Here is a 26360-nt window from a genome sequence, read left to right on the forward strand (position 1 = left end):
TCGAGACGCTTTTATCTTGACATCAAGATACTTTACCTGGTTCACTCTGCTCTCCCGACCGGGACGCACTCAGGAGCGCCCGGACGAAGAGCACCGTCACGACCAGGACGACGGCATACATGGGGGTGCCCATGAGCAGCCGGGCGAGGCCGAGCGCCTCGACGTTGCCGGCGAAGTAGAGCGGCAGCTGCACGACGAGTCGAAGCGCGAAGAAGCCGACCCACACGAGCGTGATGACGGACATCCACCGCAGCATCGCGCGGTCCTGGCGCCAGCTCGACCCCTGCCCGGTGATGAGCCCCGTGACCAGCCCGATGACGGGCCAGCGGACGAGGACCGAGACGAGCAGAGCCGCACCGTAGGCGGCGTTGGTGTAGAACCCGACGAGGTAGAAGTTCTCGCCCCTGCCCGTCGTCATCGCGAGGATGCCGGAGATCAGGAGCGCGACGAGGCCCGAGATCGCGGGGACGACGGGCTCCTTCTGCACTGCGCGGACCACGATGAAGAGGAGGCCGAGGACCGCCGGCGCGAGGACGGCGATCCACAGCTCGGTGCCGAGGGTGAACAGCACGAGGAACACGATGCCAGGAAGCAGTGTCTCGACCAGGCCGCGAACACCGCCCATGGCAGCCAGGAGCGACGCGCCGGAGATGCCGCCCTCCGTGAGCCTGCCGAGCGACGACGACTTCGCGGCGTCTTCCAGCTTGCGCCTGTTGGGCGCGTCGGCGGAGGGCTCTGCCTGCTCGGGCCGTTCGTCCTCGGGCAGCGTCATGCCTGCTCTGCCTCCCCGGATGCGGCGTCCTCGGTTGCCGTCTTCGACGTCGGGTCGGCCATGGCCTTCGGGACGACGAGCGTCAGGAGCTCACGTGGCGGCAGCGGGGCATCGCCGCGGACGACGACGACACTCCTGAACAGCTCGACGAGCTCGACGCGGGTGGCCTCGTCGCGCAATGCCTTGCCCGTCAGGACGCCTCGGAGGAACCAGCGAGGACCATCGACGCCGAAGAAGCGCGCGGACCTGGTCTGGTTCGACGCAGCACCCTTGATGACGACCGGAATCTTCGTGTCGAGGACGGGGCCGAGGATGCCCTCCACCTCTTCCGCCGTTCCGCCCTGCTTGCGGACCTGCTCGGCGAGCTGGGCCATGATCGAGTGCCAGAGGCCGGTGGACCGTGGCGCTGCGAACGCCTGGATCTGCATGGTCGACTCCTTGTAGTCGAGGGCGACGGCAACGAGTCGCTTCGTCTTCTCCTCGACCTCGAGCCGGAGACCGAGCCCTTCGCGAGCCGGGATGCGCAGCGCGCCCAGGTCCACGTAGCGCTTCGCGGGGCTCGCCTCGGAGATGTCGAACGGCCCGCGGGTCTCGCGATCGTCAGGCGCGGACTTCGCGTCCATGTCCTCGTCGTCTTCGAGGTCAACCGCGTCGTCGAGTTCTTCCTCGTCGATGCCGTCATCGTCGACGGTGAGCTTGTCGGCCTTCTCAGGCTTCTCTTCTTCCTTCTTGAGGAAATCAAACAGTCCCATTGGGTGCCTCCTGGTCAGACGAATAGCCGGTGGAGCCGAAGCCGCCCTCTCCACGCTGCGAGGCGGAGAGCTGCTCGGTCTGGATGAAACGCACTGGCGCGAGCTGCATGACCACGAGCTGCGCGATCCGGTCGCCTGCCGCGATGGCGTAGCTCTCGGACGAATCGGTGTTGAGCATGATCACCTTCACCTCACCCCGGTAGCCGGAGTCGATGGTGCCAGGCGCGTTGACGAGCGTTATGCCGTGCTTCGCCGCCAGCCCCGAGCGCGGCATCACGAAGCCGACGGTTCCCGCCGGAAGCTCGAGTCGAACTCCCGTGCCCACGACGGCGCGCTGGCCGGGGGCGAGAGTGACGGATTCGGTCGCGATCAGGTCGGCCCCGGCGTCGCCTGGCTGGGCGAACGTGGGGAGGACGCCCGAGACGGGCACATCTATGGCAATGCTCACCGTACGAGCCTAGCCGAGGCGTGACCGGATCGTGATCTGACAGCGGCGCACGACAAAGCGTGATGCAATATCTCCATGCCTGTCTTCCACGAGCGCTTGTGGCCAGCCGCGTGGGTGTACGCCGTCGGCTTCCTCATGGTGCCCGCCGTCATCCTCGTGTTCACGCCGATCAACTTCTGGATCGGTGCGGCCATCGCAGTGACTCTCTACGCCGCGTTCCTCACGCTCGTCCTCGCCTACTCGCCCATCATCGAGGTCACGGCGACCCAGGTCCGAGTCGCGGGCGCCCACGTGCCGCTGAGCTTCACCGGGCAGTGCCTCCCCCACACGACCCGTGAGCGTGCTCGTCTCGCCGCGGGCCCCCAGCTGGACCTGCGTGCCTGGCTGTGCATCCGCGGCTGGATCCCGACCTCGCTCACGATCGAGATCACCGACGACGCGGACCCGGTCCCCTACTGGCTCATCTCGACGCGTCGGCCCACCGAGCTCGCGGCTGCCATCACCGAGGCTCGGGCTGTGAACAGGCGTCAGACGAGCTGATGCAGCGGGACGCGCCCGTCGCGCGACTCTGGGCCGCGTTCCCCTGTCTCACCGACAGACGACCGAAGCCGCATCCGTGAGGATGCGGCTTCGGTCGTGTGCTCTGCCTTCGATCAGGCGGTTGCGCAGTCGTGGCAGATCGGCCCGAGGGCCGAGCTCTTCTCGAGCTGCGAGCGGTGCTTGACGAGGAAGCACTCGACGCAGGTGAACTCGTCGGCCTGCGGCGGGATCACCACGGTCTCGAGTTCAACGTCTGCGAGGTCTGCTGCAGAGAGGTCGAAGCTGCCGGGGTTGTCCGCATCTTCGGCGTCAACGCTGCCGGAGAGACGATCCGGCACTCGCTCCTTCAGCGCCTCGATGGACTCTGCGTCATCGTCGGTCTTGCGAGGTGCGTCGTAGTCGGTCGCCATACCTATCCAAATCTCTTCAATGGGGGGGAACTCCCCCAGGCGCGGCAATTGTGCACGACTCAGGGGTGAAACTCAAACCGAAGTGAGCAGTGTTCGCGCGGAGCGAGATCGAATACTCGCCTGAGTTGGACGGCGCGCCCCGGGGCTCCCCGATTCCGCCCTCGTCACGTGTGATGCTGTGGCGCAGGAATCGGCAACGCCAAGGAGTACGAGCATGCATGAGCTCAGATTCATCGACCTGGATGAAGGTGCCCTCGTCGTGTCCGGAGATGACGGCCAGCGCTTCCGCGTCGTGATCGACGAAGCGCTCCGCGACGCGCTGCGCCCGCGCATCTCCACTCGCGTCGACGCGCCGAAGGTGCCTCCGCGGGCCATCCAGCAGCTCATCCGCGCCGGGAAGACGATCGACGAGGTCATCGAGCTCACTGGGGCAGCCCGTGAGGACGTGGTCCGCTTCGAGGGACCGGTTCGCGCCGAGCGCGACTACCTCGTGCGCCAGGCGCGCGCGGTCACCGTCCGGCTGAAGACCGACACCGACCCCCTCGGCCAGGACGGCACGAGCTTCGGCGAGGTCATCGACGACCGCCTCGAGGCGTCCTCGGCGGCCGCGGTGATTTGGGATGCCTGGAAGGACGACGAAGAGGGCTGGAGAATCGGCCTGTCGTTCGCCGTGGACGAGATCTCGCGAGAAGCGCTGTGGGGCTTCGAGCCGAAGACGCAGGCGCTCACCCCTCTGAACCCGACGGCGACGATGCTCTCGCAGCAGGGCGAGCCCGCGTCGCTCGGCAGCCCCCGGCTCCGCGCCGTCATGGAGTCCCCGCAGCGTGAAGCCTCACCGGCACCCTCCGTGGAGCCGGTGAGCAAGGAGCCGGTCTCGTGGATCGGTGCCGCGGCGTCACGGCTCGAGCGAGCGACCGAGCAGCAGCACCACGAGACGGCGGATCTCCTCGAGGCCCTCCGGCGACGTCGCGGGGAGCGCGTCCCGCAGTCCTTCGAGGACGACGCCGAGGACGGCGATGATCAGGACTCAGGGCGCGAGAGCGACAATGCTCACTCGACAGCGTCCGAGCAGACGCCCGTCAAGCTCTTCACTCCCCGAGTTCGGGACGAGGACAGCTTCGAGACGGAGACCATCGAGCCGAGCGATCTCGGCTCAGGTGGTGTGCGGGCAGTCGACGTCCCGCTCGACGGACTCGATGACCCCAAGCACGAGGCGCACGAACCCGCACCGTCGAAGCACTCGTCGAAGCGCACCGGGCGCGCCGCGATGCCGAGCTGGGACGAGATCGTCTTCGGGACCCGCAGCGACGAGTAGCGACGCGTCTCAGCGCGTGAAGGCCCCCGCGCGGATGAGTGGGACGATCGTCTCTTCCGGAGTGATCGATCCATGCTGGCCGACGACGAGCCTTGCACCTGACTGCATCGAAGCGGCGTAGAACGTGACTCCCTTCGTCGCCGCGACGACGACATCGCCGATTCGCTCTGCAGCGACGGGGTCGACATTCGGTCCGTACCACCCGTCGGAGACCGCCTCCTGCCGCGTGACGATCGTGGCGCGCGCACCCTGGGATGCGATCCACCTGTCGCGCAGGTCTCCCGCCGCGTCCGCCGGCGCTCCCGGCTCGAGGTAGAGGTGGCGAAGCCGTGGCTCGCCCGCCATGGCGAGCACGCCGTCGAAGAGCGGGTCGTCGTCGTCGACATCGATCTGGCGATGCCTGGGGATGTCGATCATGCCGTGGTCGGCAGTGACGAGGATGCCGGTGCCGGCATCCACTCCCCTGGCGAGTCCGTCGAAGGCCGCGTCGAGCTCCTCCAGGCGTGCCAGCCAGGCGTCCGACTCCCAGCCATGGGCGTGCCCCGCCTGGTCGAGCTCCGCGTTGTACAGGTAGATGAGCGCGCGAGGGTGGTCGTCGAGTGCCCGCAGCGTGACCTCGACCCGCTCCTGCATCGTGCCGCCCTCAAGGTAGAGGGCACCACGGAGGGAGGCGTGCGTGAGGCCGGAGTCGCGGTACTGCGGCATGCCCACGACGATGCTCTGCACCTCGGAGCCCCCGTCACGCAGCTCCTCGAAGATCGTGCGGCGCAGCTGCCAGGTTGCGGGGTCCATCCCGTCCCCCCAGCCCGAGAGCTGGTTGCGGATGACCCCAGCAGCCCGGTCGAAGAGGGAGTAGCCGAGCAGCCCGTGCTCACCAGCTCGAGTCGCCGTCGTGAGCGAGGTGATCCCCGCGACGGTGGTCGACGGGAACGAGAAGGCGGTGTCCTTCTTGCGCCAGTCCGCCGTGAGGCGCCTGGCGTGCCCCGTGCGGGCGCGGAGCATCGAGGCTCCGAGCCCGTCGACGAGCATGACCACGACCGAGCGGGTCTCCGGCAGCCCGAGGGACCCGGTCTCACCCCGCAGAGAAGCGAGCGAATTCGGCAACACGTCGGAGAGCGTCGGGCGACCGCTCGCCGCGCTGAATAGCATGGACGACATCCGTCCCAGTCTCCCACAGGGGCGCCGAGCACGACCCTCCCGACAGGTGACATGAGTACAACACGCAACGACGACTCCGCTTCGATGAGCGAGCAGCGCATCGAGGACATCGACGTCTCGACAGAGATGCAGTCCTCTTTCCTCGAGTACGCGTACTCGGTCATCTACGCGAGAGCGCTCCCGGATGCGCGCGACGGCCTGAAGCCGGTCCAGCGGCGCATCCTCTACCAGATGGCCGAGATGGGGCTCCGACCCGACCGGGGGCACGTGAAGTCGGCGCGCGTCGTGGGCGAGGTCATGGGACGCCTCCACCCCCACGGCGACACCGCCATCTACGATGCGCTCGTGCGCATGGCCCAGGGCTTCGTGCAGCGCGTGCCGACGATCGATGGGCACGGCAACTTCGGGTCGCTCGATGACGGCCCGGCAGCCCCGCGCTACACGGAGGCTCGCCTCGATGCAGCCGCTCTGGCGCTCACCGCGGAGCTCGACGAGGACGTCGTCGACTTCGTGCCGAACTACGACAACTCGACCACGCAGCCCGAAGTGCTTCCTGCTGCCTGGCCGCATCTCCTCGTCAACGGAGCGAGTGGCATCGCGGTGGGCATGGCCACGAACATGGCGCCGCACAACCTCGGAGAGGTGATCGCGGGGGCGCTGCACCTGCTCGAGAACCCCGGTGCGACGCTCGAGGAGATCATGCAGTTCATCCCGGGCCCGGACCTGCCGTCCGGCGCGCGGATCACCGGCCTCGACGGCATCAGGGATGCGTACGCGGGAGGTCGCGGATCGTTCCGGACGCGTGCCACAGCGAGCGTGGAACGGGTGACGGCCCGCAAGTCGGGCATCGTCGTGACCGAGCTCCCCTACATGGTCGGACCCGAGAAGGTCATCGAGAAGATCAAGGACGGCGTCCAGGCGAAGAAGCTCGCCGGCATCAGCGACGTCGCCGACCTCACCGACCGCAAGCACGGCCTGCGCCTCGTCATCGAGATCAAGACCGGATTCGACCCAGACGCCGTGCTCGAGCAGCTGTACCGGCACACGCCCCTCGAGGACATGTTCCACATCAACAACGTGGCGCTGGTCAACGGGGGTCCGCAGACGCTCGGGCTCATCGAGCTGCTCCGCGTGTACCTCGACCACCGCATCCAGGTGGTGCGCAGGCGAAGCGCGTTCCGGCTCGCGCGGAGGCTCGAGCGCCTGCACCTCGTCGAGGGCCTCCTCGTCGCGATCCTCGACATCGACGAGGTCATCCAGATCATCCGGTCGAGCGACGACGCCTCGGCGGCCGGCGAGCGGCTGCGCATCGTCTTCGATCTCTCGGAACTGCAGTCGGACTACATCCTGGAGCTGCGCCTGCGCCGCCTCACGAAGTTCTCGCGCATCGAGCTCGAGTCGGAGCGCGATCAGCTCAAGCAGGAGATCGCCGAGCTCGAGCGTCTGCTCGGCGACGAGAAGCTGCTGCGCGCGCGGGTCGGCACCGAGCTTCAGGAGACCAGCGATCGCTTCGCGACGCCGCGACGCACGCTGCTCACCGAGGGCCAGGGCACCCCGCCGAAGCGTGGCAAGGCGATCGAGACCACGCAGCTGCAGCTCGCGGACTCGCCCACCCAGGTGCTGCTCTCCACCACGGGGCGGCTCCTCAGGGTCGACACGGCTGACGCGGATGCGCGCCTCCAGCAGCCGTCGAGGCGCAGCAAGCACGACGCTGTGCGCTCCCACGTCACCACGACGGTCCAGGGCGAGCTCGGCGCCGTCACGAACCTCGGGCGGCTGATCCGCGTGCCCGTCGTGGCCCTCCCCTCCAGCCCCCAGGGGTCGGTGCTGCTCTCGGCCGGAGTCAAGGCACACGACTTCATCGGGCTCACGAGCCCCAAGGAGCAGGTCGTCGCGCTTGTGCCCATCGACCAGGAGACGCCGATCGCGCTCGGGACGAAGCTGGGCGTCGTCAAGCGGGTGACGGGCATCGACTTCGGCAAGAACCGAGAGCTCGAGATCATGACGCTCAAGGCCGGGGACGAGGTCGTCGGGGCCGCCCTCGCGTCCGACGAGGATGAGCTGGTCTTCGTGACGGATGACGCGCAGCTGCTGCGCTTCTCGGGGAAGCTCGTTCGTCCGCAGGGCCGTTCCGCGGCCGGCATGGCCGGCATGAAGGTCTCCGACGGCGCCGTGGTCCTCGCGTTCTCCGTCGTCGCGGCGGCCAACGTCGAGATCTGCGAGGTCGCGAGCGTCGCGCGCAACGAGGACGCCCTCGAGGGCACCGACTCGGGCACGGCGAAGGTGTCCAGCCTCAGCGAGTTCCCGGCGAAGGGGCGCGCGACCGGCGGGGTCCGGGCCCAGCGGCTCCTGCGCGGGGAGCGACGCCTCAGCGCCGCCTGGGTCGGCCCGGGCGCCCCGTTCGGCAACGCGCGTGATGGTGCCATCCGCGCCCTCCCGACGGGCGGCGCGAAGCGCGACGCGTCTGGCACGCCACTCGACCAGGTCGTCGACCTCATCGGACGCGGCATCGGAGACCCGACACCACTCGCCGACGCCGACGCCGCCGCCGACGCGTCGTCAGCCGAGAGCAGCCCTGAGACACCGGCGACAGACTGAGCTGCTGCGCGCAGCATGCCAGAGGCCGGCCCCCGATCGGGAGCCGGCCTCTGGCGTCCGGCGTCCTGGCCGCCGAGTTGTGCAGCTAGACGTCGATGTCCGCCCGAGCCACGTGCTCGGATCCTTCGATGATGAACTCCTTGCGAGGCGCGACCTCGCTGCCCATGAGCAGATCGAACACGCGCTCGGCGTTGTGCGCGTCCGCGTTCGTGACGCGCCTGAGCAGGCGCGCGCTCGGGTCCATGGTCGTGTTCCAGAGCTGGTCCTCATCCATCTCGCCGAGGCCCTTGTAGCGCTGGATCGGATCCTGGTACCGCTTCCCCTGCTTCTCGAGCTTCGAGAGCAGCGTGTGCAGTTCCTTCTCGGAGTAGGTGTAGACGGTCTCGTTGGGCTTCCTGCCCGCATGCATGATGACCACCCTGTGCAGGGGCGGCACGGCCGCGAAGACACGACCCGCGTCGAGCATGGGCCTCATGTAGCGGAAGAAGAGCGTGAGCAGCAGCGTCCTGATGTGCGCGCCGTCGACGTCGGCGTCGCTCATCAGGATGACCTTGCCGTAGCGAGCCTGGCCGATGTCGAAGCTGCGCCCCGACCCTGCGCCGACGACCTGGATGATCGACGCGCACTCCGAGTTGGAGAGCATGTCGGAGACCGAGGCCTTCTGCACGTTGAGGATCTTGCCGCGGATGGGGAGGAGCGCCTGGAACTCCGAGTTCCTCGCCGGCTTCGCGGTGCCGAGCGCGGAGTCACCCTCGACGATGAAGAGCTCGCTCTGCGCCACATCGTTCGATCGGCAGTCGACGAGCTTGGTCGGCAGCGAGGAGCTCTCGAGTGCGTTCTTGCGTCGCTGCGTCTCCTTGTGGGCGCGAGCGGAGAGGCGCGACTTCATCTCCTGCACGACCTTGTCGAGCAGGAGGTTGGCCTCGGCCTTGTCCTGGCGCTTGGTCGACGAGAACTTCTCGGTCAGGCCTGCCGTCACGGCCTTCTGGACGATCGCCCTGGCCGCTGGCGTTCCCAGGACCTCCTTCGTCTGCCCCTCGAACTGGGGCTCCGGGATGCGGACCGTCACGACGGCGGTGAGGCCCGCCAGGACGTCGTCCTTGTCGAGCTTGTCGTTGCCGACCTTGAGGCGTCGGGCATTCTTCTCGACCTCTGCCCGGAAGAAACGGAGCATCCCCTGCTCGAACCCGGCGAGGTGAGAGCCGCCCTTGGGCGTCGAGATGATGTTCACGAAGCTCTTCACGGTCGTCTCGTAGCCGGTGCCCCAGCGCAACGCGAGATCGACGTGCATCGTGCGCGCGACTTCCTTCGTCACGAGCTGGAGGCCCTCGTCGTCGAGCACCGGGATGGTCTCCGTGAATTCCCCGCTCCCCTCGATGCGCCAGGTGTCCGTCGTCGGAGCGTCCGGTGCCAGGAAGTCGGCGAACTCCGTGATCCCGCCGTCGAAGCGGAACTGCTGCGTCGTGGGCGCGACCGACTCGTCACGGGCATCCTCGATGACCATCTCGAGGCCTGGTACCAGGAACGCCGTCTGCCTCGCGCGCTCGGCGAGGTCGTTGGTCTGGAAGCTCGCCTCGCGGATGAACACCTGCGGGTCAGCCCAATAGCGAACCCGTGTGCCGGTGACGCCGCGCTTCGCTTTGCCCACGACGCGGAGCTCGCTCGTATCCGTGAAGGGGACGAAGTTCGATGTCGGGCTGGGCCCGCCGGCACCATCCTCGAAGATGCCTGGCTCGCCGCGCCGGAAGCTCATCGCGTAGGTCTTCCCGCCCCGGTCGACCTCGACGTCGAGGCGCGCGGAGAGCGCGTTCACCACCGAGGCACCGACACCGTGGAGGCCTCCCGCCGACCCGTAGTTGCTTGCGCCGAACTTGCCACCCGCGTGGAGCTTGGTGAAGACGACCTCGACGCCGCTGAGACCGGTCTTCGGCTCGATGTCGACGGGGACGCCTCGCCCGTCGTCATCGACGCTGACGGATCCATCGCTGTGCAGCTGGACTCGGATGCGTGAGCCGTGACCGGCAAGGGCCTCGTCGACCGAGTTGTCGATGATCTCCCACAGGCAGTGCATGAGGCCACGCGAGTCGGTCGAGCCGATGTACATGCCCGGCCGCTTCCGGACCGCATCGAGCCCGTCGAGCACCGAGAGGTGTCTGGCTGAGTATGCGTCTCCGGAATTCGCCACCGAGGTCCTCGTCCTTCTTCTGCGTCATCGTGCCTGTGATCTCGGCCAACCGCGTTCAGCGGCAGGCCACCTTCGAGCGTAGACCGGATGCGGGCTTTCTCGCGGCTCCCACACCACAGCGCCCACACGCGCGCCTCAGCGGGCCACCGAACCGCCGGTGCTAGCCTGACCACGCCAGCGACGACCAGAGAGGGCACAACGTGCAGACTCCCGAGCCGGTGCGCAGACGCATCCACATCGACCTCCGCGCGATCCGCGAGAACTCGACCCGACTCCTCGGTTCGGAGACGGCCAGCTACGCCGACCTGCGCGCAGACGCCTACGGCCATGGCGCTCTCCGCGTCGCAGAAGCACTCGACAGCGAGGGATACGACGGCTTCATCGTCTCCCCTGGGCTCGAGCGCGCCTCCCTGTCGCATCTGAGCACGAAGCTGCTCGACGCGGACTCCGTGAACTCCGACAGGATCACGGGCGGCTCCCTGTTCGGGCTCACGGATCGCGCCTACCGGCCCGCGATGCGCGTGAGCGCCGAGATCCTGGCCGTGAAGGATGTCGGAGCCGGCGAGGGCGTGTCCTACGGGTACAGCTACGTCACGACGGAAGCGACGCAGCTCGCACTCGTCGGCGTCGGCTACGCCCACGGGGTTGTCCGCCGTGCCTCGAACACCGCATCCGTGCTCATCGGCGGGAAGACGCGCACCATCGTCGGCGCCATCTCGATGGACCAGTTCTCCGTCGACCTGCTCGGCGCAGAAGCGCAGCCGGGCGAGCTGGCGACCCTCTTCGGCGACCCGGCCGTCGGCGAGCCGAGCATCCTCGACTGGCAGCATGCGACCGGCCTGCGAGCTGCGGCCATCGCGAGCCGGATGAGTCCCCGATTCGAACGGAGCTACACATGAGCCGCGCAACGGCGCACGTCGATCTCGAGGCCATCAGCCACAACATCAGCGCCCTGAAGGAGCTTGCCTCCGGCTCGCAGTTCATGCTTGCCGTCAAGTCGAACGCCTATGGGCACGGCCTGCACGAGGTCGTGCGCACGGGGCTGGAGGCTGGGGTCTCCTCCTTCGGCGTTCTGGAGTCGACCGCGGGGATCGATCTCCGCGCTGCAGGCGTGGAGGTACCCCTCTTCGCCTGGATGCATGGCCAGGACACCGACTTCGCGGCCGCGGCAGAAGCGCGAGTCGACCTCGGCGTGCAGACGTTCTGGCAGCTGGAGGCGATTGCGGCGAGCGACGCGGCGCGCACACCACGAGTGCACCTCAAGATCGACACCGGCCTGCACCGCGGGGGCGCCGACCAGCCGCGCTGGGCCGAGTTCGTCACGGAGGCCCTCAGGCTGCAGTCGCTCGGCAAGCTCGAGGTCGTCGCCGCGTGGAGCCATCTCTCTGACACCTCGCACAGTGCCGACCTCGCATCGACGGCCCTGTTCGAGGCCGCCGTCGACGAGGCCAGAAGCCTCGGCGCGGAGTTCGAGCTCCTCCATCTCGGAGCGAGCGCGGCCGTCATCGATCTGCCCGAGGCGCACTTCGACCTCGTGAGGGTCGGCATCGCCGCCTACGGCATCTCGCCGTTCGGCGATCGAAGTGCGGCGGACCTCGGGCTGAGGCCGGCCATGCAGCTGCGAGCCCCGGTCCTGGATGCACGCCACGGCCTGGCGAGCATCGCCGTGGGCTTCGGCGACGGTATCCAGTCCGACCCCGACTCAGGCGCCTACGTGGTTGTCGACGGGCACGTCGCACCGGTCGTCGAGGTGGGCGTCGACGAGACGGTTGTCGCGCTCCCGAGCGATGCTGATGGCATTTCGGCGGGCGCACCGTGCATCGTCTTCGGCGACGGCTCGCAGGGAGAGGCGACCGCGGAGCAGTGGGCGGTGTGGGGCGACACCGTCGGCGACGAGATCGTGACGGGACTCACCTCCCGCGTCCCGCGGAGTTTCAGCCGCCGCTGAGCGACGCGCTGGCGTGCGCTGAAGCACGCCAGCGCCCCACTCAGACGGTCAGACCGTCAGACCTCTGGGTCAGACTGCTGGAGCGGAGACGCCGATCCTCCGCATCAACGCGTGGCGTGCGTTCTGCGACCAGCCGTCGAGTCGTTCCAGTTCCGCTCCGCCGTCTCCGAGCGTGCGGTCAGCATCGTGACGATGCACGGCCTGCTGCAGGAGCTGGTCTGCCAGCGTGGGGTTCAAGGCGAGGATGGGGCCGTGCAGGTGCGTCCCGATCGCGCCCAGGCGCTGCACGCCCTCGGCTCCGCTGTTCTCCGCAGCTGAGCCGCCGTTGCCGAAGCCACGGACAACCTCGCCGAGCGGCTCCGACCCCGCGTCGAGGGAGGTGACGGCATTGTGGTTCGCGAACCCCGCGAGGAGTCCACCCGGGGTGCGCACGACCGTCTCCGCGACGCTCTGCGCCGGCTCCCGGACAGCTCTGGAGGCGAAGACGCCGAGACCGGTGAGCTCGCCGTCATCGTGGGTGATGCTCGATCCGAGCAGCTCCCACCCTCCGCCGATCGCGAGCAGCGGCAGGCCAGCCGCGACGAGGTCGCGGAGCTGCTCAGCGTGCTGCAGCGCGTCCGCCTGCACCGTCTGCACGGCAGCAAGAGGGCCGGAGCCGACGTGCAGCAGGTCGATGTCGCCGGGCAGCGAGGCCGCCCCCCGTCCGACGTTCACGACTTCGACATCGAAGCCGCGCACCCGCGCACGCTTCGCGAGCACCGTGACGTTGCCGACATCTCCGTTGATCCCGAGCTCCACCGGGTAGAGGTGAGCGATTCGCAGCTTCATGAGTTGACCTTCCCCTCGATACCCGATTGCCCGAGTCGGCGGCGAATCGACATCATCTGCTCGTAGTTGACGATCATGGTCTTCATGCCGCGGCTGGGCTTGGGCAGCGCCAGGAACTTCTCGAGCGCCTCCCCGAGGCTGGGCTCCACGAGACCGACTGGAATGTCGCCGTAGCCGAGCCTCGTCGCGATCTGCCAGGCCTTCGTGCCGGAGACAACGTCGACGTGCTCGAGGCGGCTGAGATCGGCACCGAAGATCCAGGACGGGTCGGGGGTTCCCTCGTCGACGGAGACGAACACCTGCTCAGGAGCCTCCTCGAGCGCATCGAGGTTCATCTGCAGGCTCGGCGGGTTCTTCATCATGATGATCTCGATGTCCTCCCCGCGGACGCTCATCACCTCACCACGCCCGTACACGGTCTGCGACTCGCCGAGCGCCTCCGCGACAAGCGCGGGAACGAAGGAATCGCCGAGGATGCGCTGAGCAGTCGCCGCTGCACCAGCAGCATCGAGCGCGTAGTGCAGGCCACGCGCGGGGAGACGGATCTCCAGCTCCTCGTCGCCGATCCGCAGCGTCGCATCGCGCCCCTGCAGTGCCACGACCTGCACGGCGCGCTCGCCTGCGGCGACCTCGACGCTCGCGGCTGAGATGTCATCGAAGTTCGAGAGACCATTCGGGGACTGCTCGATGAGCTCAGGGGCGACCCCGAACCAGGTCACCGGTGCATCCAGCGAGACGGGAAGTCCGCGAAGCGATGCGTCATCGGCGTTCAGGACGCTGAAGTCGCCGCACGCGGCCGCGATGGTCCTGAGGAACTCAGTGACCCGAGACGGGTCGTAGAAGCGGTTCAGCTGATCGACCTGCACGTTGAGGAGCAGCACCCCGCGTGGATGCAGGTGCGGGAGGAGGCGGGGCCCGTAGGCCTCGTCGACCTCGAGGACAGCGATGTCCGCTCGCAGGTTGCCGTTGACGTCGACATCCGGGAGCATCGACGACGCGATGCCCTGCGGGAGGTTGCCGCCGGAGGAGTTCGTGAACACCCTGAGCCCGTGCCGCCGAAGCATGCGGGTCAGGAAGTGCGTCGTCGTCGACTTGCCGTTCGACCCGGAGACGAAGATGACGCCGAGCGGGAGCTTCGCCACGGCCGTCTCGAGGAAGTCCGGGGAGATGGCGAGCGCCACTCTGCCGGGGACTGCTGAGCCGCCTCCGCGGAGACGCATCGCTCCGCGCGCGCTCCGTCCGAGACCGACGGCGATCATCCGCCGCAGCTTGCCACCCATGCACACTCCTCATCCTGCGCAACCACGTGCGCGTCAGCGTCTGCGGCGAGAATCCCCCGGCTCGCCGACCGCGGCCAGTATCTCACGCGCCCACGACGGACCCCGGGTCGTCACGCGGGTGAAACACTGCTACGCGCAGGGCGAACCTGACCGCCGAAAGCACACGGGAATCCGGTGCCCGTGCTCTAATTGTCCTGATCGGCAGATCACTGAAGCTTTGGAGGCATCATGACGGAAAGCACAACGGCCCTGCGCACCGACTCGGCGCCAATTGCCGCAACAGACCGTTGCGACGCGTGTGGAGCTCAGGCCTACGTCCGCGTCCAGCTGAGCGCCGGCGAACTCCTCTTCTGCGCGCACCACGCGACGCGCCACGAAGAGAAGCTCCGCAAGCAGGCGGTCGCCTGGCACGACGAGACCTCGCGCCTGCACGGCGAGAAGGCTGCGGCTGGTCAGCCGGCGGAGTAGCCGCCACCGAGACACCACCGCGGTTCGACCGCGTACGACGAAGGCCCGGATGCAAGCATCCGGGCCTTCGTCGTACTGGATTCGTGCCTACTCGAGGTAGTCGCGCAGCGACTGCGAGCGTGACGGGTGACGCAGCTTCGCCATCGTCTTCGACTCGATCTGGCGGATACGCTCGCGGGTCACGCCGAACGTGTCGCCGATCTGGTCAAGCGTCTTCGGCATGCCGTCTCCGAGGCCGAAGCGCATGCGGATGACGCCAGCTTCGCGCTCTGCAAGCGAGTCGAGCAGCGACTCGAGCTGACGCTGCAGCATCGTGAAGCTCACTGCGTCGGCTGGAACGACAGCCTCGGTGTCCTCGATGAGGTCACCGAACTCGCTGTCGCCGTCTTCACCAAGCGGGGTGTGGAGCGAGATCGGCTCGCGACCGTACTTCTGCACCTCGACGACCTTCTCGGGCGTCATGTCGAGCTCCTTGGCGAGCTCCTCAGGCGTGGGCTCGCGACCGAGGTCCTGCAGCATCTGGCGCTGCACGCGAGCCAGCTTGTTGATGACCTCGACCATGTGCACCGGGATGCGGATCGTGCGCGCCTGGTCGGCCATTGCGCGCGTGATCGCCTGACGGATCCACCAGGTGGCGTACGTCGAGAACTTGAAGCCCTTCGTGTAGTCGAACTTCTCGACTGCACGGATGAGGCCCATGTTTCCCTCCTGGATCAGATCCAGGAACTGCATGCCGCGACCCGTGTACCGCTTGGCGAGGCTCACGACCAGTCGGAGGTTGGCGCCGAGGAGGTGGCTCTTCGCGCGATCGCCGTCACGAGAGACCCACTTGAGCTCGCGAACGAGCTGCTTGTCGAGCTCGCCCTCCTGCTCCTTGAGCTTCTCGGCGGCGAACAGGCCCGCCTCGATGCGCATGGCGAGGTCGACCTCTTCGGCCGCGTTCAGCAGTGCGACCTTTCCGATCTGCTTCAGGTAGTCCTTGACGGGGTCGGCCGTCGCGCCGGTGATCGCAGCGGAGTAGACCGGGGTCTCTTCCTCGTCGTCACTCGGCGTGAGCACGATGGCACCCTTGACGCGCGCCTTCTCGGAGTCGGCCTTCGCGTCCTTCGGGTCGGCCGGCTTGACCGAGTCGTCGTCGGAGTCGACGGCATCGGACGCATCCGCGTCGACATCGACCTCTTCGATCTCGCCTTCTTCGACGCCGTCTTCCGGCTCGTCGCCTTCAGCCTTCTTCTTCGTCGCCGCCCGCTTGCGGGGCGCAGCCTTGGCTGGCGCGCCCTCCGAGGCAGTCGCTGCCTTGCGCTTCGCAGGTGCGCGCTTCGCGGCAGGCTTCTTGGTGCCCGCTGCTTCGTCAGCTGCGCTCTCGGTCTCGACAGCGGCACTCGATTCGGCGCTCGCCTTCTTGACCGGCGCTGCGCGCTTGCGCGCTGGCGCCTTCTTGATGTCCTCGGTTGCTTCTGCAGTAGCCGTGGTAGCTCCCGTGCGTGTCGCCATGTTCAGACCCCTCTCGTCACGGTGCGGGCATAAGGAAGGCCCTTGTCAAGTCTGCGCAGAGGCAGACCCGCAGGGTCCATCCGTTGATTATGGCACGGTTTCGGGAGAAACCTTGGATTCACGCGTGACATTCACATCCCACGCCTGCCCGACCCGAACCATCTCCTGCCTATTGCAACCCAGAGCGGGTCGATGATTATTCCCTCATCGCGCGCCATGCGGCCCCTCGTGCGTCGTCTGCTGAGCAGCAGGCCGCTCAGCCCGATGAGCATGATGCCGGGGATCACCCAGAACGCGAGCTTGTACTGCTGCCAGTCCACTGCTCCCGCCACGCCGATGCCGAGCCCGTCCAGCGAGATGCCGATCAGGAACATGGTCGTGAAGCTCGCGACGAAACCCCCGACGTTCACGATGCCGGACGCCGATCCGAGGCTCGAAGCGGGGTTGAAGGTGCGAGCGTAGTCGAAGCCGATCGCCGAGCCCGAGCCGCCGATGCCCATCACGACCAGGAGCACGATCAGGAGCCAGAGCGGCGGCAGGCCGGGCCACAGGAGCATCGCCACCCAGACGCCCAGGATGAGCAGGGCGCAGATCAGCACGAGGTTGGAACGCCGGAGCGGGTATCGCCCCGTGAGCACCCCGAGGAATGGGCCGAGGACCATTCCCGCGAGCACGATCACGGGGAGCAGCGACGAGGCAAGGGCCGGCTCCAGCCCCATGCCCTGCGTCATGAGCGGGAACCCCCACAGCAGGCCGAAGACCGTTCCAGGGAACTGCGTCGTGAAGTGCGCCCAGAATCCGAGCCTCGTCCCCGGGCGGCGCGCGGCCTGGGCGACTTTCCCCATGACGCCACGGACGCTGATCGCCTCGCCGGCTCTGCGCAGCTCCGGGCTGTCCCGCAGGAACACCGCGACCGCGACCGAGGTGATCAGTGCGAGGCTTGCGACGGAGAGGAACGCCGGCGTCCAGGACGTGGACCGCAGCAGGAAGCCGAACGGGACAGCAGAGAGCACCTGTCCCAGCTGGCCGAGGTTGCCGTACCACTGCACGAAGACCGGCACCCGCCGCGGCGGGAACCACGCGGCGATGATCCGGAGCCCTGAGACGAAGGTCGTCGCGTCCCCGGCACCGACGAGCATCCGGCCCATGACCGCGACACCGAGTTCCGGCGCAAGCGCCACGATCAGCTGCCCTCCGGACATGAGCAGCGCCCCGACGAGGATGAGCCTCGACGGCCCGAATCGGTCGAGCAGCATGCCGACCGGAATCTGCAGGGCGGCATAGACCGCCAGCTGCGCGACGGCCAGCGTCGACAGCGCAGCGGCCCCGACCTCGAAACGCTCGCTGGCGAGCACGCCGGCGACCCCGAGTGACGATCGCTGCGTGACGGCGACCATGTAGGCGATCGCCGTGATGGCGAACATCGCGGGAGCAAGGCGGCGGTTCATCTGAACTATTGTCTCGCGTCCCGCCACCGGGACACGCCACACGGCGCGGACGAGAAGGCCGTCACACCGAAACGGTCACCGGGACGAACCCGGGCAGGACCTCAGGCGTCGTCGTCGCGGCCAAGCGCCAGATAGCGCTCGATCTCCGCGGCGAGCTGGTCTGCAGAGGGCAGCTCGCCGGCCGCGTCCTCGAAGTCGTTGGTCACCGCGAGATTCTGCAGGTAGGCGTCGTGCTGCGTCTCGAGGGCGTGGATGAGCTTCTGCCCATCCGGATTGGACTCGAGCTCGGCATCGACGCCAGCGCGGAACGTGCGATCCCGCTCACGCAACGCCTCGGTGGCGATCATGCGACCGGTCGCGCTTCCCAGGGCGGACAGCGCCGCGACCGCGCCCGCCGGCACCGAGGAGTCGGCGACGTAGTGCGGAATCAGCATCGCGAGGCTCAGAACGGGATGGCCGAGCTCCTCAGCCCGAACCTGGAAGTACTGCATGACGTGAGCCGGCGCCTCGGTCGTCGGGTTCCACACCGAGAGGGAATCCACGAGCTCCTCGCGATTGCCGGTCGCGGCGATGCGAATGGGACGCGTGTGGGGAACCGGCATGGGCACGGCGTGCACCCAGGTCGTCGAGGAGACCTCGAGCGCGTCGACAGCATCCACGAGTGCCTCGCTGAACAGCCGCCACCGGTAGTCCGGTTCGAAGCCAGAGAGGAACAGGAACTCCTGGCCGAGCTCGTCGGCGACGAGCCTGAGGTCGAGACGAGGTGACGACACGGACTTCACTCGACCATTCGAGACGGACACGATCGGGCGCCGCGCGCGGTAGTCGTAGAGCTCGTCGACATCGAACTCCGCGACGATCCGGGCGTCCTCGTCGAGACCGATGATCTCGTCGGAGACCTGCGCCGCCACGGCTCCGGCGTCGTGACCGCCACGCAGCGCGACGATGAGGGGCAGGCCTGCAGGGACGTCATGCCATGCGGCAGCCACTCGGAAGATGCGCTCAGTCTCGCTCATAGCTCCAATGCTAGGTCGGAAGGCTGACGTTGGTACGGGCGTTCGCGCTTGGCGCACGAGACGGCAGGCGTGGCTCCACGCGCTCGCAATATGCTGGCCTGCATGACGCTTGCCACCCTGGAACTCGCCGAATCCGCTCCCGATGCACAGCTGCTGGTGCTCCCCGTGATCCGACTGGAGGAATCGCTCACCGTCTCGGCTCCCGCCGGGCTGCCGGATCTCGAGCCGTATCTCGCGGCCACGGGCTTCCTCGGCAAGAGCGGCGAGACGCAGAAGATCGCCATCCCGGTCGAGGGCGGCGTCCGGGCGGCCATCGCCCTCGGTCTCGGCGACGCGAGCGACGAGGAGCAGGCGAGGCGAGCAGGAGGTGCCCTGGCTCGCGCGGTCGCCACCTCGGCCATCTCCATCGATGTCGACGCCCTCGACCCCGCGATCCGCGAGGCAGTCCTCCTCGGCGCCGTCCTTGCCAGCTACCGCTTCACGCCTTACAAGTCCGAGGAAGATGACACCGCGCTGGCGACGATCAGTGTCGTGACTGCCGATGAGGCTCGCGCATCCGCCGAGATCGCCAGGGTGAGCGCCATCGCGTCATCCGTCGCTCTGGTCCAGGATGCCGTCAACACGCCACCGAACGACCTCCCTCCCGCCGCCCTCGCCGATATCGCGGTGCGGGTCGCAGAGTCGAAGGGCATCGAGTCCCGGGTCTGGGACGCCGAGCAGCTGCGTGATGGGGGCTTCGGCGGCCTGACGGCCGTCGGACAGGGCTCCTCGCGCGGCCCACGTCTCGTCCGTCTCGACTACCGGCCGGAGGGCGCGCAGCTGCACGTCGCGCTCGTCGGGAAGGGCATCACCTTCGACACGGGCGGACTCTCGCTCAAGCCAGCCGGCTCCATGGTCGGCATGAAGTTCGACATGGCCGGAGCGGCGACGATCGTCGGCGTTCTCCAGGCAGCGGTCGAGCTCGACATCAAGGTCGCCATCACGGGCTGGCTCTGCATCGCCGAGAACATGCCTTCGAGCACGGCCACACGCCCCGACGACGTCGTGACGATCTACGGCGGCAAGACCGTCGAGATCACCAACACCGACGCAGAGGGCCGCATCGTCATGGCCGACGGCATCGCCGCAGCCAGCGAAGAGCACCCCGACCTCATCATCGACATCGCGACGCTGACCGGCGCCCAGATCGTCGCCCTCGGCGACCGCACCACCGCGGTCATGGGCAACGACGACGCCTGGATCAGCAGCGTCATCGAGGCATCGCGCTCGATCGGCGAGCCCTCCTGGGCGATGCCCATCCCGGAGGAGGTCGGCGAAACGCTCAAGTCCCCCGTGGCTGACCTCGCCAACATGCGCTCCGGCAACCGCTCGGCCGGCATGCTCGTCGCGGCCGCGTTCCTCGAGCGCTTCGTCGGAGAACGAGCCGACGGCGAAGGCACCATCCCCTGGGTGCACCTCGACATCGCGGGCCCCTCGAACAACACCTCGGCCGCCTACGGCTACGTCCCCAAGGGCGCCACCGGCGTCATGGTGCGAACGCTCATCGCACTGCTCGAGTCCCGTTCCTGAGCTGGTTATTCCTGCCAGTTCGACGCGTGTAGGCTTCCCTGAGGGGTAATTTCGCCGCGCGTGGCGACCACAAACCGGCCGCCGCTTCTCTATGAATTCCATTGAGGGAGTTTTCCGGGTGTCAGAACACAATTTCGACCTCGTCGTCCTTGGCGGAGGAAGTGCGGGATACGCCGCAGCTATCCGCGCCGTTCAGCTGGGCTCAACCGTCGCTCTGGTTGAGAAGGACAAGCTCGGAGGCACCTGCCTCCACCGTGGCTGCGTGCCTACCAAGGCCATGCTCCACGCGGCAGAGCTTGCCGACAACGCACACGAGGCATCATCGGTCGGCGTGCTCACCGAGTTCCAGGGCGTCGACATCGTGAAGGTCAACGCCTTCCGCGAGGGAATCGTCGCCAGCAAGTTCAAGGGCCTCCAGGGCCTCCTGAAGGCCAAGGGCGTCACCGTCTTCCAGGGAGAGGGCAAGCTCGTCTCCCCTACGACCGTCCAGGTCGGGGACGACACGCTCACGGGCAAGAACGTCGTCCTCGCAACCGGGTCCTTCTCGCGTTCGCTGCCGGGCCTCGAGATCTCGGGCAACGTCATCACGAGCGAGCAGGCGCTCGAGCTCGAGTGGCTCCCGAACCGCGTCGTCATCCTCGGCGGCGGCGTCATCGGCCTGGAGTTCGCCAGCGTCTGGCGCTCGTTCGGCGTCGAGGTCACGATCGTCGAGGGCCTCAAGCACCTCGCTCCCGCTGAAGAGGAGTCCGTCTCCAAGCAGCTCGAGCGCGCCTACAAGAAGCGTGGCATCGACTTCAAGCTCGGCGTCCGCTTCAAGGGCGTCACGCAGGACGAGTACGGCGTGCACGTCGAGCTCGAGTCGGGCGACGTGCTCGACGCCGACCTGCTCCTCGTCGCGGTCGGTCGCGGCCCCGTGACCGACGGCATCGGCCTCGAAGAGGTCGGCGTCACGACGGACCGCGGCTTCGTGCCCGTCGACGAGACGCTGCAGACCAACGTCCCCGGCGTCTACGCCATCGGCGACATCGTTCCCGGCCTTCAGCTCGCGCACCGCAGCTACCAGCACGGCATCTTCGTCGCCGAGCAGATCGCCGGCCTCAACCCCGTGCAGGTCGAGGACATCAACATCCCGAAGATCACGTACTCCGACCCGGAGATCGCATCCGTCGGCTACTCCGAGGCGAAGGCGAAGGAGAAGTTCGGCGACGACGCCATCTCCACGGCCGAGTACAACCTCGCGGGCAACGCGAAGAGCTCGATCCTCGGCACAAGCGGCACCGTCAAGCTCGTGCGCGTCAACGACGGCCCGATCGTCGGTGTCCACATGATCGGCGGCCGCGTCGGCGAGCTCGTGAGCGAAGCTCAGCTCATCGTCAACTGGGAGGCCTACCCAGAGGACGTCGCGCACCTCATCCACGCCCACCCGACGCAGGGTGAGACGATCGGCGAGGCAGCGCGTCTGCTCGCCGGAGTCCCGCTGCACGCCCTCTGACCAGCCAGAACCACTCAAGGAGAACCCACATCATGAGCGAAGACGTAACGCTCCCGGCACTCGGCGAGAGTGTCACCGAAGGAACCGTCACCCGCTGGCTGAAGAGCGTCGGCGACACCGTCGAGGTCGACGAGCCACTGCTCGAGGTCTCGACGGACAAGGTCGACACCGAGATCCCGTCGCCCATCGCCGGCGTCCTCGAGGAGATCCTCGTTGGCGAAGACGAGACCGTCGAGGTCGGCGCAGTGCTCGCTCGCCTCGGCGACGGCTCCGGCGCGTCGTCCTCCGACGACAGCGCTCCTGCGGCCGAAGAGGCTCAGGCCGAGCCCGAGGTCGAGGAAGCAGCCGAGTCGACCTCGCAGCCCGCCGCGGCTCCCGAGGCCGAAGAGGCCCCTGCAGACAAGGAAGACGAGGGCTACGCAGAGCCGGCTCCCGAGAAGGAGACGACGTCTGAGGCTCCCGCCAAGCAGGCCGCGACCCCTGCCGCGCAGACGGCGCCGCAGTCCGCTTCCGCTCCGAAGCCGCCGGCGCAGCCCAAGCAGCCTTCGCAGCCCAAGCAGGCTGGTGAGACGGCGCAGGCCGCCTCGAGCTCCGACCCCCGCTACGTCACGCCGCTCGTTCGCAAGCTCGCGGCAGACGCTGGCGTCGACCTCTCGAAGGTCCAGGGCACCGGAGTCGGCGGGCGCATCCGCAAGGAAGACGTCGTCGCCTTCGCTGAGTCGAGCAAGTCCGCAGCTCCGGCAGCGGCAGCCTCGGCCGGCACCCCCGGCGAGCCCACTCCGTTCGAGGTCTCCGAGCTGCGTGGCACGACGGCGAAGATGTCGCGTCTCCGCAAGGTCGTCGCCGAGCGCGCTGTCGCTTCGATGAACTCGACGGCCCAGCTCACGACGGTCGTCGAGGTCGACGTGACTCGCATCGCGCAGCTGCGTGACCGCGTCAAGGGCGACTTCCACGCGAAGACGGGCAACAAGCTCTCGTTCCTGCCGTTCTTCACCCTCGCGGCGGCAGAAGCGCTCCAGAGCTTCCCGATCATCAACTCCACGGTCGACGGAGACTCCATCGTCTACCCGGAGTCCGAGAACATCGCCATGGCGGTCGACACCGAGCGCGGCCTGCTCACGCCGGTCATCAAGAAGGCATCGCAGTTCGACATCGCCGGCCTCGCAGGCCAGATCGCTGACCTCGCCGAGCGCACGCGTGACAACAAGCTGCTCCCGGACGAGCTTGCCGGCGGAACGTTCACGGTCACGAACACGGGCTCGCGCGGCGCGCTGTTCGACACGCCCGTCGTCTTCCTCCCGCAGAGCGCGATCCTCGGGACCGGGATCGTCGCGAAGCGTCCGGCTGTCGTGAAGACGGCAGACGGCCAGGAGTCCATCGCGATTCGCTCACTGGTCTTCCTCGCGCTGAGCTACGACCACCGCATCATCGACGGTGCCGACGCGGCTCGCTTCCTCTCGCAGGTGAAGAACCGCCTCGAAGAGGGCGCGTTCGAAGGACAGCTCGGACTCTAGAGCCGTCACCGAGGAGCTGCCGCTCCTCGGACATCCCGCAGACGCCAGCCGGCCTCCCCACGAGCAATCGTGAGGGAGGCCGGTGGTGTCTCTGCGGCCTGGATCGCGTCCGCCGACCACAGATCCACCACGACGAGGTCGCCGTAGCGATCCCTGAGTGTCGCCGCTGTCAGTCCCGCGAGCTGGTCTGCTGCGCCCCCACCGCGGGCGAGGTCCGCGTGCAGGCCCGGCGCGTCACTCTGGTACACCTCCTCGAGACAACCGGCGGTCTCTCTGGCAAGGCACTCGGCCCGCCGCTCGACCAGGGCCAGCACGGCGACGGTCGGATCGTCCGCCATGGCGCGTGCGCGCCAGTCAGGGGCTCCAGCTGAGTCGGCGACGGGCATCGTCTCGTTCACCGGCGGGTTCCCGGAGCTCGGAGGGCCCGACTCAGCGGTGTGTGCGGGCCCGGCATCGCTCGCTCGCACGCTCGGAGCCGGATCCTCTCCCCCACCAGGTACCTCACCGAGCAGCCCCAGCGCCGCAGCGCAGATGCACAGGACCACTGCGGCAGCTGCCGCGATGCGAAAAGGCAGCCTGATGGTGCCCAGCGTGCGGCGCAGGAAACCCGGCTGCCGACGCGCCCGCTGCCGCCTCCTGCTCCGCCCACCGCGAGACGCCCGCTGATCGGGAGCCTCGGGGCGATCTCGACGCGTGGCTTCCCCTCGGGCCCGCAGGGAGTGCCCGAGGCGGACGTCTCTGCCTGCAGCGCCTGCCTCGGCGAAGTCCCCGTCTGCGTCGTCGTCGCCGTCGAGCAGCGAACTGGTCAAGCGGCGCGTGTCGGCAACCGCAGGATCGAAGTCATCGTGCCCGCCGGTAGCCGGAGCCACGTGCGGCAGCGTCGACTCGTGCGCCAGCAAGGCCCGACGTGGAGAGCGCTCTCCCGCAGCCGGGTCCTGGATATCACTGGCATCGTGCCAGGCGAAGAGCGCGTCGAGCAGGCGCTCGGGCAGCTCAGCATCCACATCACCGCTCAAGCACCTGTCGAGTTCGCGCTCGAGTGCCGCCGGCAACTCGAGCTCGGTCGGCAGCTGCGCGAGGACCAGATCGGCGAAGCCCTCGAAGGCCTTCCAGTCGCGGACGATGCCGGGCTGCAGCCGGTCGTCGAACCCCTCGAGGCGTGACAGCGTGTCCCATCTCTTGACGACGGGTCGCCCCTGAGCGGTGAGCCGAACGTCCTCGAGGCCCAAGCCGCCGAGAGCGAGGCCCGCTCGGTGAAGCTCGGCGAGCGTCTCGGCGAGCGGAGCGAGGATCGTCACGATCTCACCGGTCGCGAGAGGGTATGGCCGGTCGAGCAGCTCCCCCACGCTGGATCCGATCGTCGCTTCGAGTACCGCCACGGCCTCTCGGCGATCCGTCAGACCAATGTCGAGCAGCACGGGGATGCTCGGGGCGCTGACCTCGTCGAAGACCTCGCAGAGCTCGGTGAGCGTCGGTCCCCCGCTCGCCTCGACCTCCACGACAAGCTCAACCGTGCCGTCGAGAGCTGCGGCAGGAAGCTGCGGTTGCGAGACGTCTGCTGCCCCGGAGAGCCATTCCTCCTCATCCGGTGCCGCCTGCTCCCTCGACACCGCCAGGAGGCGATGCCAGGCGCCGGTATCGTCGAGCACCTCGACGACCCGCCAGCCCACGACGTCGAAGTACTCGGGGCGGTCGAGGCGGTCGGTTCCCGGCAGATTTCTGGCTCGCACAACGGGAGTCTGACGGTCCCCACACCAGCGGAGTGCACCAGCTTCATCGTCTGTGGAGAAGTCGTCACGAGTCCGAATGTGAATACGGGGTGGAGTGCCGGTATTCTGGATGCACTATGGCGAACTCTCCACAAGCCAGCGCAGCAGCGGAAAAAGAACCAGGTCGCTTCAAGCAGATCTGGCAAGTCCTCAAGATGACGGTCAAGTACGACAAGACCGCACCTTGGATCATGGCCGCTGCCGTGCTCGTCCCCCTGATCATCGCAGCGCTCGTGAGCATCTTCCTGCCTGGATCGAACGCGCTCATCTGGATCCTCACGATGATCCTCGGCCTCATGGTCGGCGTGCTCCTCTTCATGTTCACGCTGAACTGGCGCGCCGAGCGGGTGGCCTTCGGGCAACTCGAAGGGCGCGCCGGTGCAACCGGCCAGGTGCTCACCAGCGCCATGCGCGGAACCTGGCAGACCAGCGAGATGCCGGTCGCCTTCAACGCGAAGACGCAGGATGCGGTCTACCGTGCGATCGGCAAGCCCGGCGTTGTCATCCTCACCGAGGGCAGCAAGTCCGGCACCAAGCGACTGCTCGACGACGAGCGCCGCAAGACCGCGCGAATCCTGCCGAACGTGCCCATCCACCACTTCCACGTGGGGACGGGCGCCGACGACGTGAAGCTCGTCAAGGTCCGCAAGACCCTCAACAAGCTCCCGAAGAAGCTCACCAAGCCGGAGATCGTCGCCGTGACGAGCCGACTCAAGGCGCTCGGCAGCAACGCGCTTCCGATCCCCAAGGGCATTGACCCGATGCGGATGCGCTCGTCGCGTTCGCAGATGCGCTGATCCGCAGCATCCCCGCCAGAGACTCGCCCTGTCGCTCTACACGAGCCGCAGGGCGAGTTTTGTCATGATGTCGTGGCCGCCGCGCTGGTCGCTGTCCCAGACGAGCATGGGCAGCACGAGCGTCACGAGGAGCTGGCGGATGAGGGGACGCACGTAGCCGGGGGCTGAGCCATCGAGTCTGGTCACGCGCATCCGGAACAGCAGGTGTCCCGCCGAACCCCCGAAGAGCATGATGCCCACGGAGCTCATGGAGAAGAAGAGGAGCAGGATCGCGATCGACTCGTAGTCGAAGAAGAGGAACGCGACGCCGGCAGCGAGGGCGTAGTCCACGACGAGGGCGGGGATGCGTCGACGCATGGGGCCTATCGAGCCTCGCCCTTCCTCGGGGTAGCCGAGGCGGTAGCCCGGGTAGCGGTTGTTCTCCGGGCGTGCGAACTCCGGACTGCTTGACTGTGCGGGCATCCGGACAGCTTACCTTCGCCATCCGAGCCTCCTCGGTGCCCGATCCCCCCTGCATATCACGCTCTGCGTAACGTGCACGAAACATAACAGTGACCAA

At 67.9% G+C, this 26360-nt stretch carries 23 protein-coding genes; 10 read left to right on the forward strand and 13 right to left on the reverse strand.

Annotated elements, in window-relative coordinates; all coding sequences use genetic code 11:
- Nucleotides 1–22 precede the first annotated feature (22 nt).
- The 3 genes from ITJ61_RS02895 to dut are packed head-to-tail and all read right to left on the reverse strand — an operon-like array spanning nt 23 to nt 1972.
- Complete coding sequence (locus tag ITJ61_RS02895) at nt 23–772, reverse strand: DUF3159 domain-containing protein (RefSeq protein WP_104241345.1); 750 nt, start codon at nt 770–772, stop codon at nt 23–25.
- Complete coding sequence (locus ITJ61_RS02900; protein ID WP_104298730.1) at nt 769–1524, reverse strand: DUF3710 domain-containing protein; 756 nt, start codon at nt 1522–1524, stop codon at nt 769–771. Before ITJ61_RS02900 ends, ITJ61_RS02895 begins: the two co-directional genes overlap by 4 nt.
- A complete protein-coding gene (gene dut, locus ITJ61_RS02905; RefSeq protein WP_201297641.1) occupies nt 1511–1972 on the reverse strand; it encodes a dUTP diphosphatase in 462 nt (153 codons plus the stop codon). Before dut ends, ITJ61_RS02900 begins: the two co-directional genes overlap by 14 nt.
- A 75-nt stretch (nt 1973–2047) precedes the next feature.
- On the opposite strand from dut, the gene ITJ61_RS02910 reads away from it, so the two are divergent.
- On the forward strand, nt 2048–2512 hold the full coding sequence (locus tag ITJ61_RS02910) for a DUF3093 domain-containing protein (RefSeq protein ID WP_104241347.1): 465 nt from the start codon (nt 2048–2050) through the stop codon (nt 2510–2512).
- Between the two features lie 113 nt (nt 2513–2625).
- On the opposite strand, the gene ITJ61_RS02915 is transcribed toward ITJ61_RS02910, so the two are convergent.
- Nucleotides 2626–2922, reverse strand: a complete 297-nt coding sequence (locus tag ITJ61_RS02915; protein ID WP_104241348.1) for a DUF4193 domain-containing protein — start codon at nt 2920–2922, stop codon at nt 2626–2628.
- A 214-nt stretch (nt 2923–3136) separates the two neighbouring features.
- On the opposite strand from ITJ61_RS02915, the gene sepH reads away from it, so the two are divergent.
- Complete coding sequence (gene sepH / locus ITJ61_RS02920) at nt 3137–4237, forward strand: septation protein SepH (protein ID WP_194685375.1); 1101 nt, start codon at nt 3137–3139, stop codon at nt 4235–4237.
- A gap of 9 nt (nt 4238–4246) precedes the next feature.
- Here sepH and ITJ61_RS02925 read toward each other — a convergent pair whose 3' ends face one another.
- Nucleotides 4247–5395: an alkaline phosphatase family protein gene (locus tag ITJ61_RS02925; protein WP_104241350.1), complete on the reverse strand. Its 1149-nt coding sequence runs from the start codon at nt 5393–5395 to the stop codon at nt 4247–4249.
- A 51-nt stretch (nt 5396–5446) separates the two neighbouring features.
- Between ITJ61_RS02925 and ITJ61_RS02930 the strand changes: the two genes are divergently transcribed.
- Nucleotides 5447–7993: a DNA gyrase/topoisomerase IV subunit A gene (locus tag ITJ61_RS02930; protein ID WP_228496584.1), complete on the forward strand. Its 2547-nt coding sequence runs from the start codon at nt 5447–5449 to the stop codon at nt 7991–7993.
- 85 nt (nt 7994–8078) lie between these two features.
- Here the strand turns inward: ITJ61_RS02930 and ITJ61_RS02935 are convergent, their stop codons facing one another.
- The gene (locus ITJ61_RS02935) at nt 8079–10178 is read right to left on the reverse strand and encodes a DNA gyrase/topoisomerase IV subunit B (RefSeq protein WP_104241351.1); all 2100 of its coding nucleotides are present in this window, start codon (nt 10176–10178) and stop codon (nt 8079–8081) included.
- 218 nt (nt 10179–10396) lie between these two features.
- Here ITJ61_RS02935 and ITJ61_RS20195 point away from each other — a divergent pair, with 218 nt between their 5' ends.
- The gene (locus tag ITJ61_RS20195; RefSeq protein WP_219819482.1) at nt 10397–11077 is read left to right on the forward strand and encodes an alanine racemase C-terminal domain-containing protein; all 681 of its coding nucleotides are present in this window, start codon (nt 10397–10399) and stop codon (nt 11075–11077) included.
- Nucleotides 11074–12126: an alanine racemase gene (locus ITJ61_RS02945; RefSeq protein ID WP_194685376.1), complete on the forward strand. Its 1053-nt coding sequence runs from the start codon at nt 11074–11076 to the stop codon at nt 12124–12126. Before ITJ61_RS20195 ends, ITJ61_RS02945 begins: the two co-directional genes overlap by 4 nt.
- A gap of 69 nt (nt 12127–12195) precedes the next feature.
- On the opposite strand, the gene ITJ61_RS02950 is transcribed toward ITJ61_RS02945, so the two are convergent.
- Together ITJ61_RS02950 and ITJ61_RS02955 are read right to left on the reverse strand one after the other, a co-directional pair.
- Nucleotides 12196–12954 (reverse strand): type 1 glutamine amidotransferase, encoded by a 759-nt coding sequence (locus ITJ61_RS02950; protein ID WP_104241353.1) that lies wholly within the window; start codon nt 12952–12954, stop codon nt 12196–12198.
- Complete coding sequence (locus ITJ61_RS02955; protein ID WP_228496586.1) at nt 12951–14234, reverse strand: Mur ligase family protein; 1284 nt, start codon at nt 14232–14234, stop codon at nt 12951–12953. Before ITJ61_RS02955 ends, ITJ61_RS02950 begins: the two co-directional genes overlap by 4 nt.
- Before the next feature lie 228 nt (nt 14235–14462).
- Between ITJ61_RS02955 and ITJ61_RS02960 the strand changes: the two genes are divergently transcribed.
- Nucleotides 14463–14702 carry a hypothetical protein gene (locus tag ITJ61_RS02960; RefSeq protein WP_104241354.1) on the forward strand — a complete coding sequence of 80 codons (240 nt, stop codon included), beginning with the start codon at nt 14463–14465 and terminating at the stop codon, nt 14700–14702.
- An 87-nt stretch (nt 14703–14789) separates the two neighbouring features.
- Here the strand turns inward: ITJ61_RS02960 and ITJ61_RS02965 are convergent, their stop codons facing one another.
- The 3 genes from ITJ61_RS02965 to ITJ61_RS02975 all read right to left on the reverse strand — a co-directional run bounded on the left by ITJ61_RS02965 (nt 14790) and on the right by ITJ61_RS02975 (nt 18660).
- Nucleotides 14790–16196, reverse strand: a complete 1407-nt coding sequence (locus tag ITJ61_RS02965; RefSeq protein ID WP_104241355.1) for an RNA polymerase sigma factor — start codon at nt 16194–16196, stop codon at nt 14790–14792.
- 131 nt (nt 16197–16327) lie between these two features.
- A complete protein-coding gene (locus ITJ61_RS02970; RefSeq protein WP_104241356.1) occupies nt 16328–17644 on the reverse strand; it encodes an MFS transporter in 1317 nt (438 codons plus the stop codon).
- A gap of 101 nt (nt 17645–17745) precedes the next feature.
- A complete protein-coding gene (locus ITJ61_RS02975) occupies nt 17746–18660 on the reverse strand; it encodes a proteasome assembly chaperone family protein (RefSeq protein WP_104298722.1) in 915 nt (304 codons plus the stop codon).
- A gap of 102 nt (nt 18661–18762) precedes the next feature.
- Between ITJ61_RS02975 and ITJ61_RS02980 the strand changes: the two genes are divergently transcribed.
- From ITJ61_RS02980 to sucB, 3 genes are all read left to right on the forward strand, one after another.
- Entirely contained in the window at nt 18763–20229 is a 1467-nt protein-coding gene (locus ITJ61_RS02980) for a leucyl aminopeptidase (RefSeq protein ID WP_194685377.1), read from the forward strand.
- 91 nt (nt 20230–20320) lie between these two features.
- Nucleotides 20321–21721 (forward strand): dihydrolipoyl dehydrogenase, encoded by a 1401-nt coding sequence (gene lpdA, locus ITJ61_RS02985; RefSeq protein WP_228496588.1) that lies wholly within the window; start codon nt 20321–20323, stop codon nt 21719–21721.
- Nucleotides 21722–21753: 32 nt separating this feature from the next.
- Entirely contained in the window at nt 21754–23235 is a 1482-nt protein-coding gene (gene sucB / locus ITJ61_RS02990) for a 2-oxoglutarate dehydrogenase, E2 component, dihydrolipoamide succinyltransferase (protein ID WP_194685378.1), read from the forward strand.
- A gap of 5 nt (nt 23236–23240) precedes the next feature.
- Here sucB and ITJ61_RS02995 read toward each other — a convergent pair whose 3' ends face one another.
- Nucleotides 23241–24965 (reverse strand): hypothetical protein, encoded by a 1725-nt coding sequence (locus tag ITJ61_RS02995; protein WP_194685379.1) that lies wholly within the window; start codon nt 24963–24965, stop codon nt 23241–23243.
- Nucleotides 24966–25081: 116 nt separating this feature from the next.
- Between ITJ61_RS02995 and ITJ61_RS03000 the strand changes: the two genes are divergently transcribed.
- Nucleotides 25082–25801, forward strand: a complete 720-nt coding sequence (locus tag ITJ61_RS03000; protein WP_104298719.1) for a DUF4191 domain-containing protein — start codon at nt 25082–25084, stop codon at nt 25799–25801.
- Nucleotides 25802–25837: 36 nt separating this feature from the next.
- Here the strand turns inward: ITJ61_RS03000 and ITJ61_RS03005 are convergent, their stop codons facing one another.
- Nucleotides 25838–26263 (reverse strand): RDD family protein, encoded by a 426-nt coding sequence (locus ITJ61_RS03005; RefSeq protein ID WP_194685380.1) that lies wholly within the window; start codon nt 26261–26263, stop codon nt 25838–25840.
- Between the last annotated feature and the right edge of the window lie 97 nt (nt 26264–26360).

Source organism: Pseudoclavibacter sp. VKM Ac-2888, from assembly GCF_015351285.1.
Classification (GTDB): Bacteria; Actinomycetota; Actinomycetes; order Actinomycetales; family Microbacteriaceae; genus Pseudoclavibacter.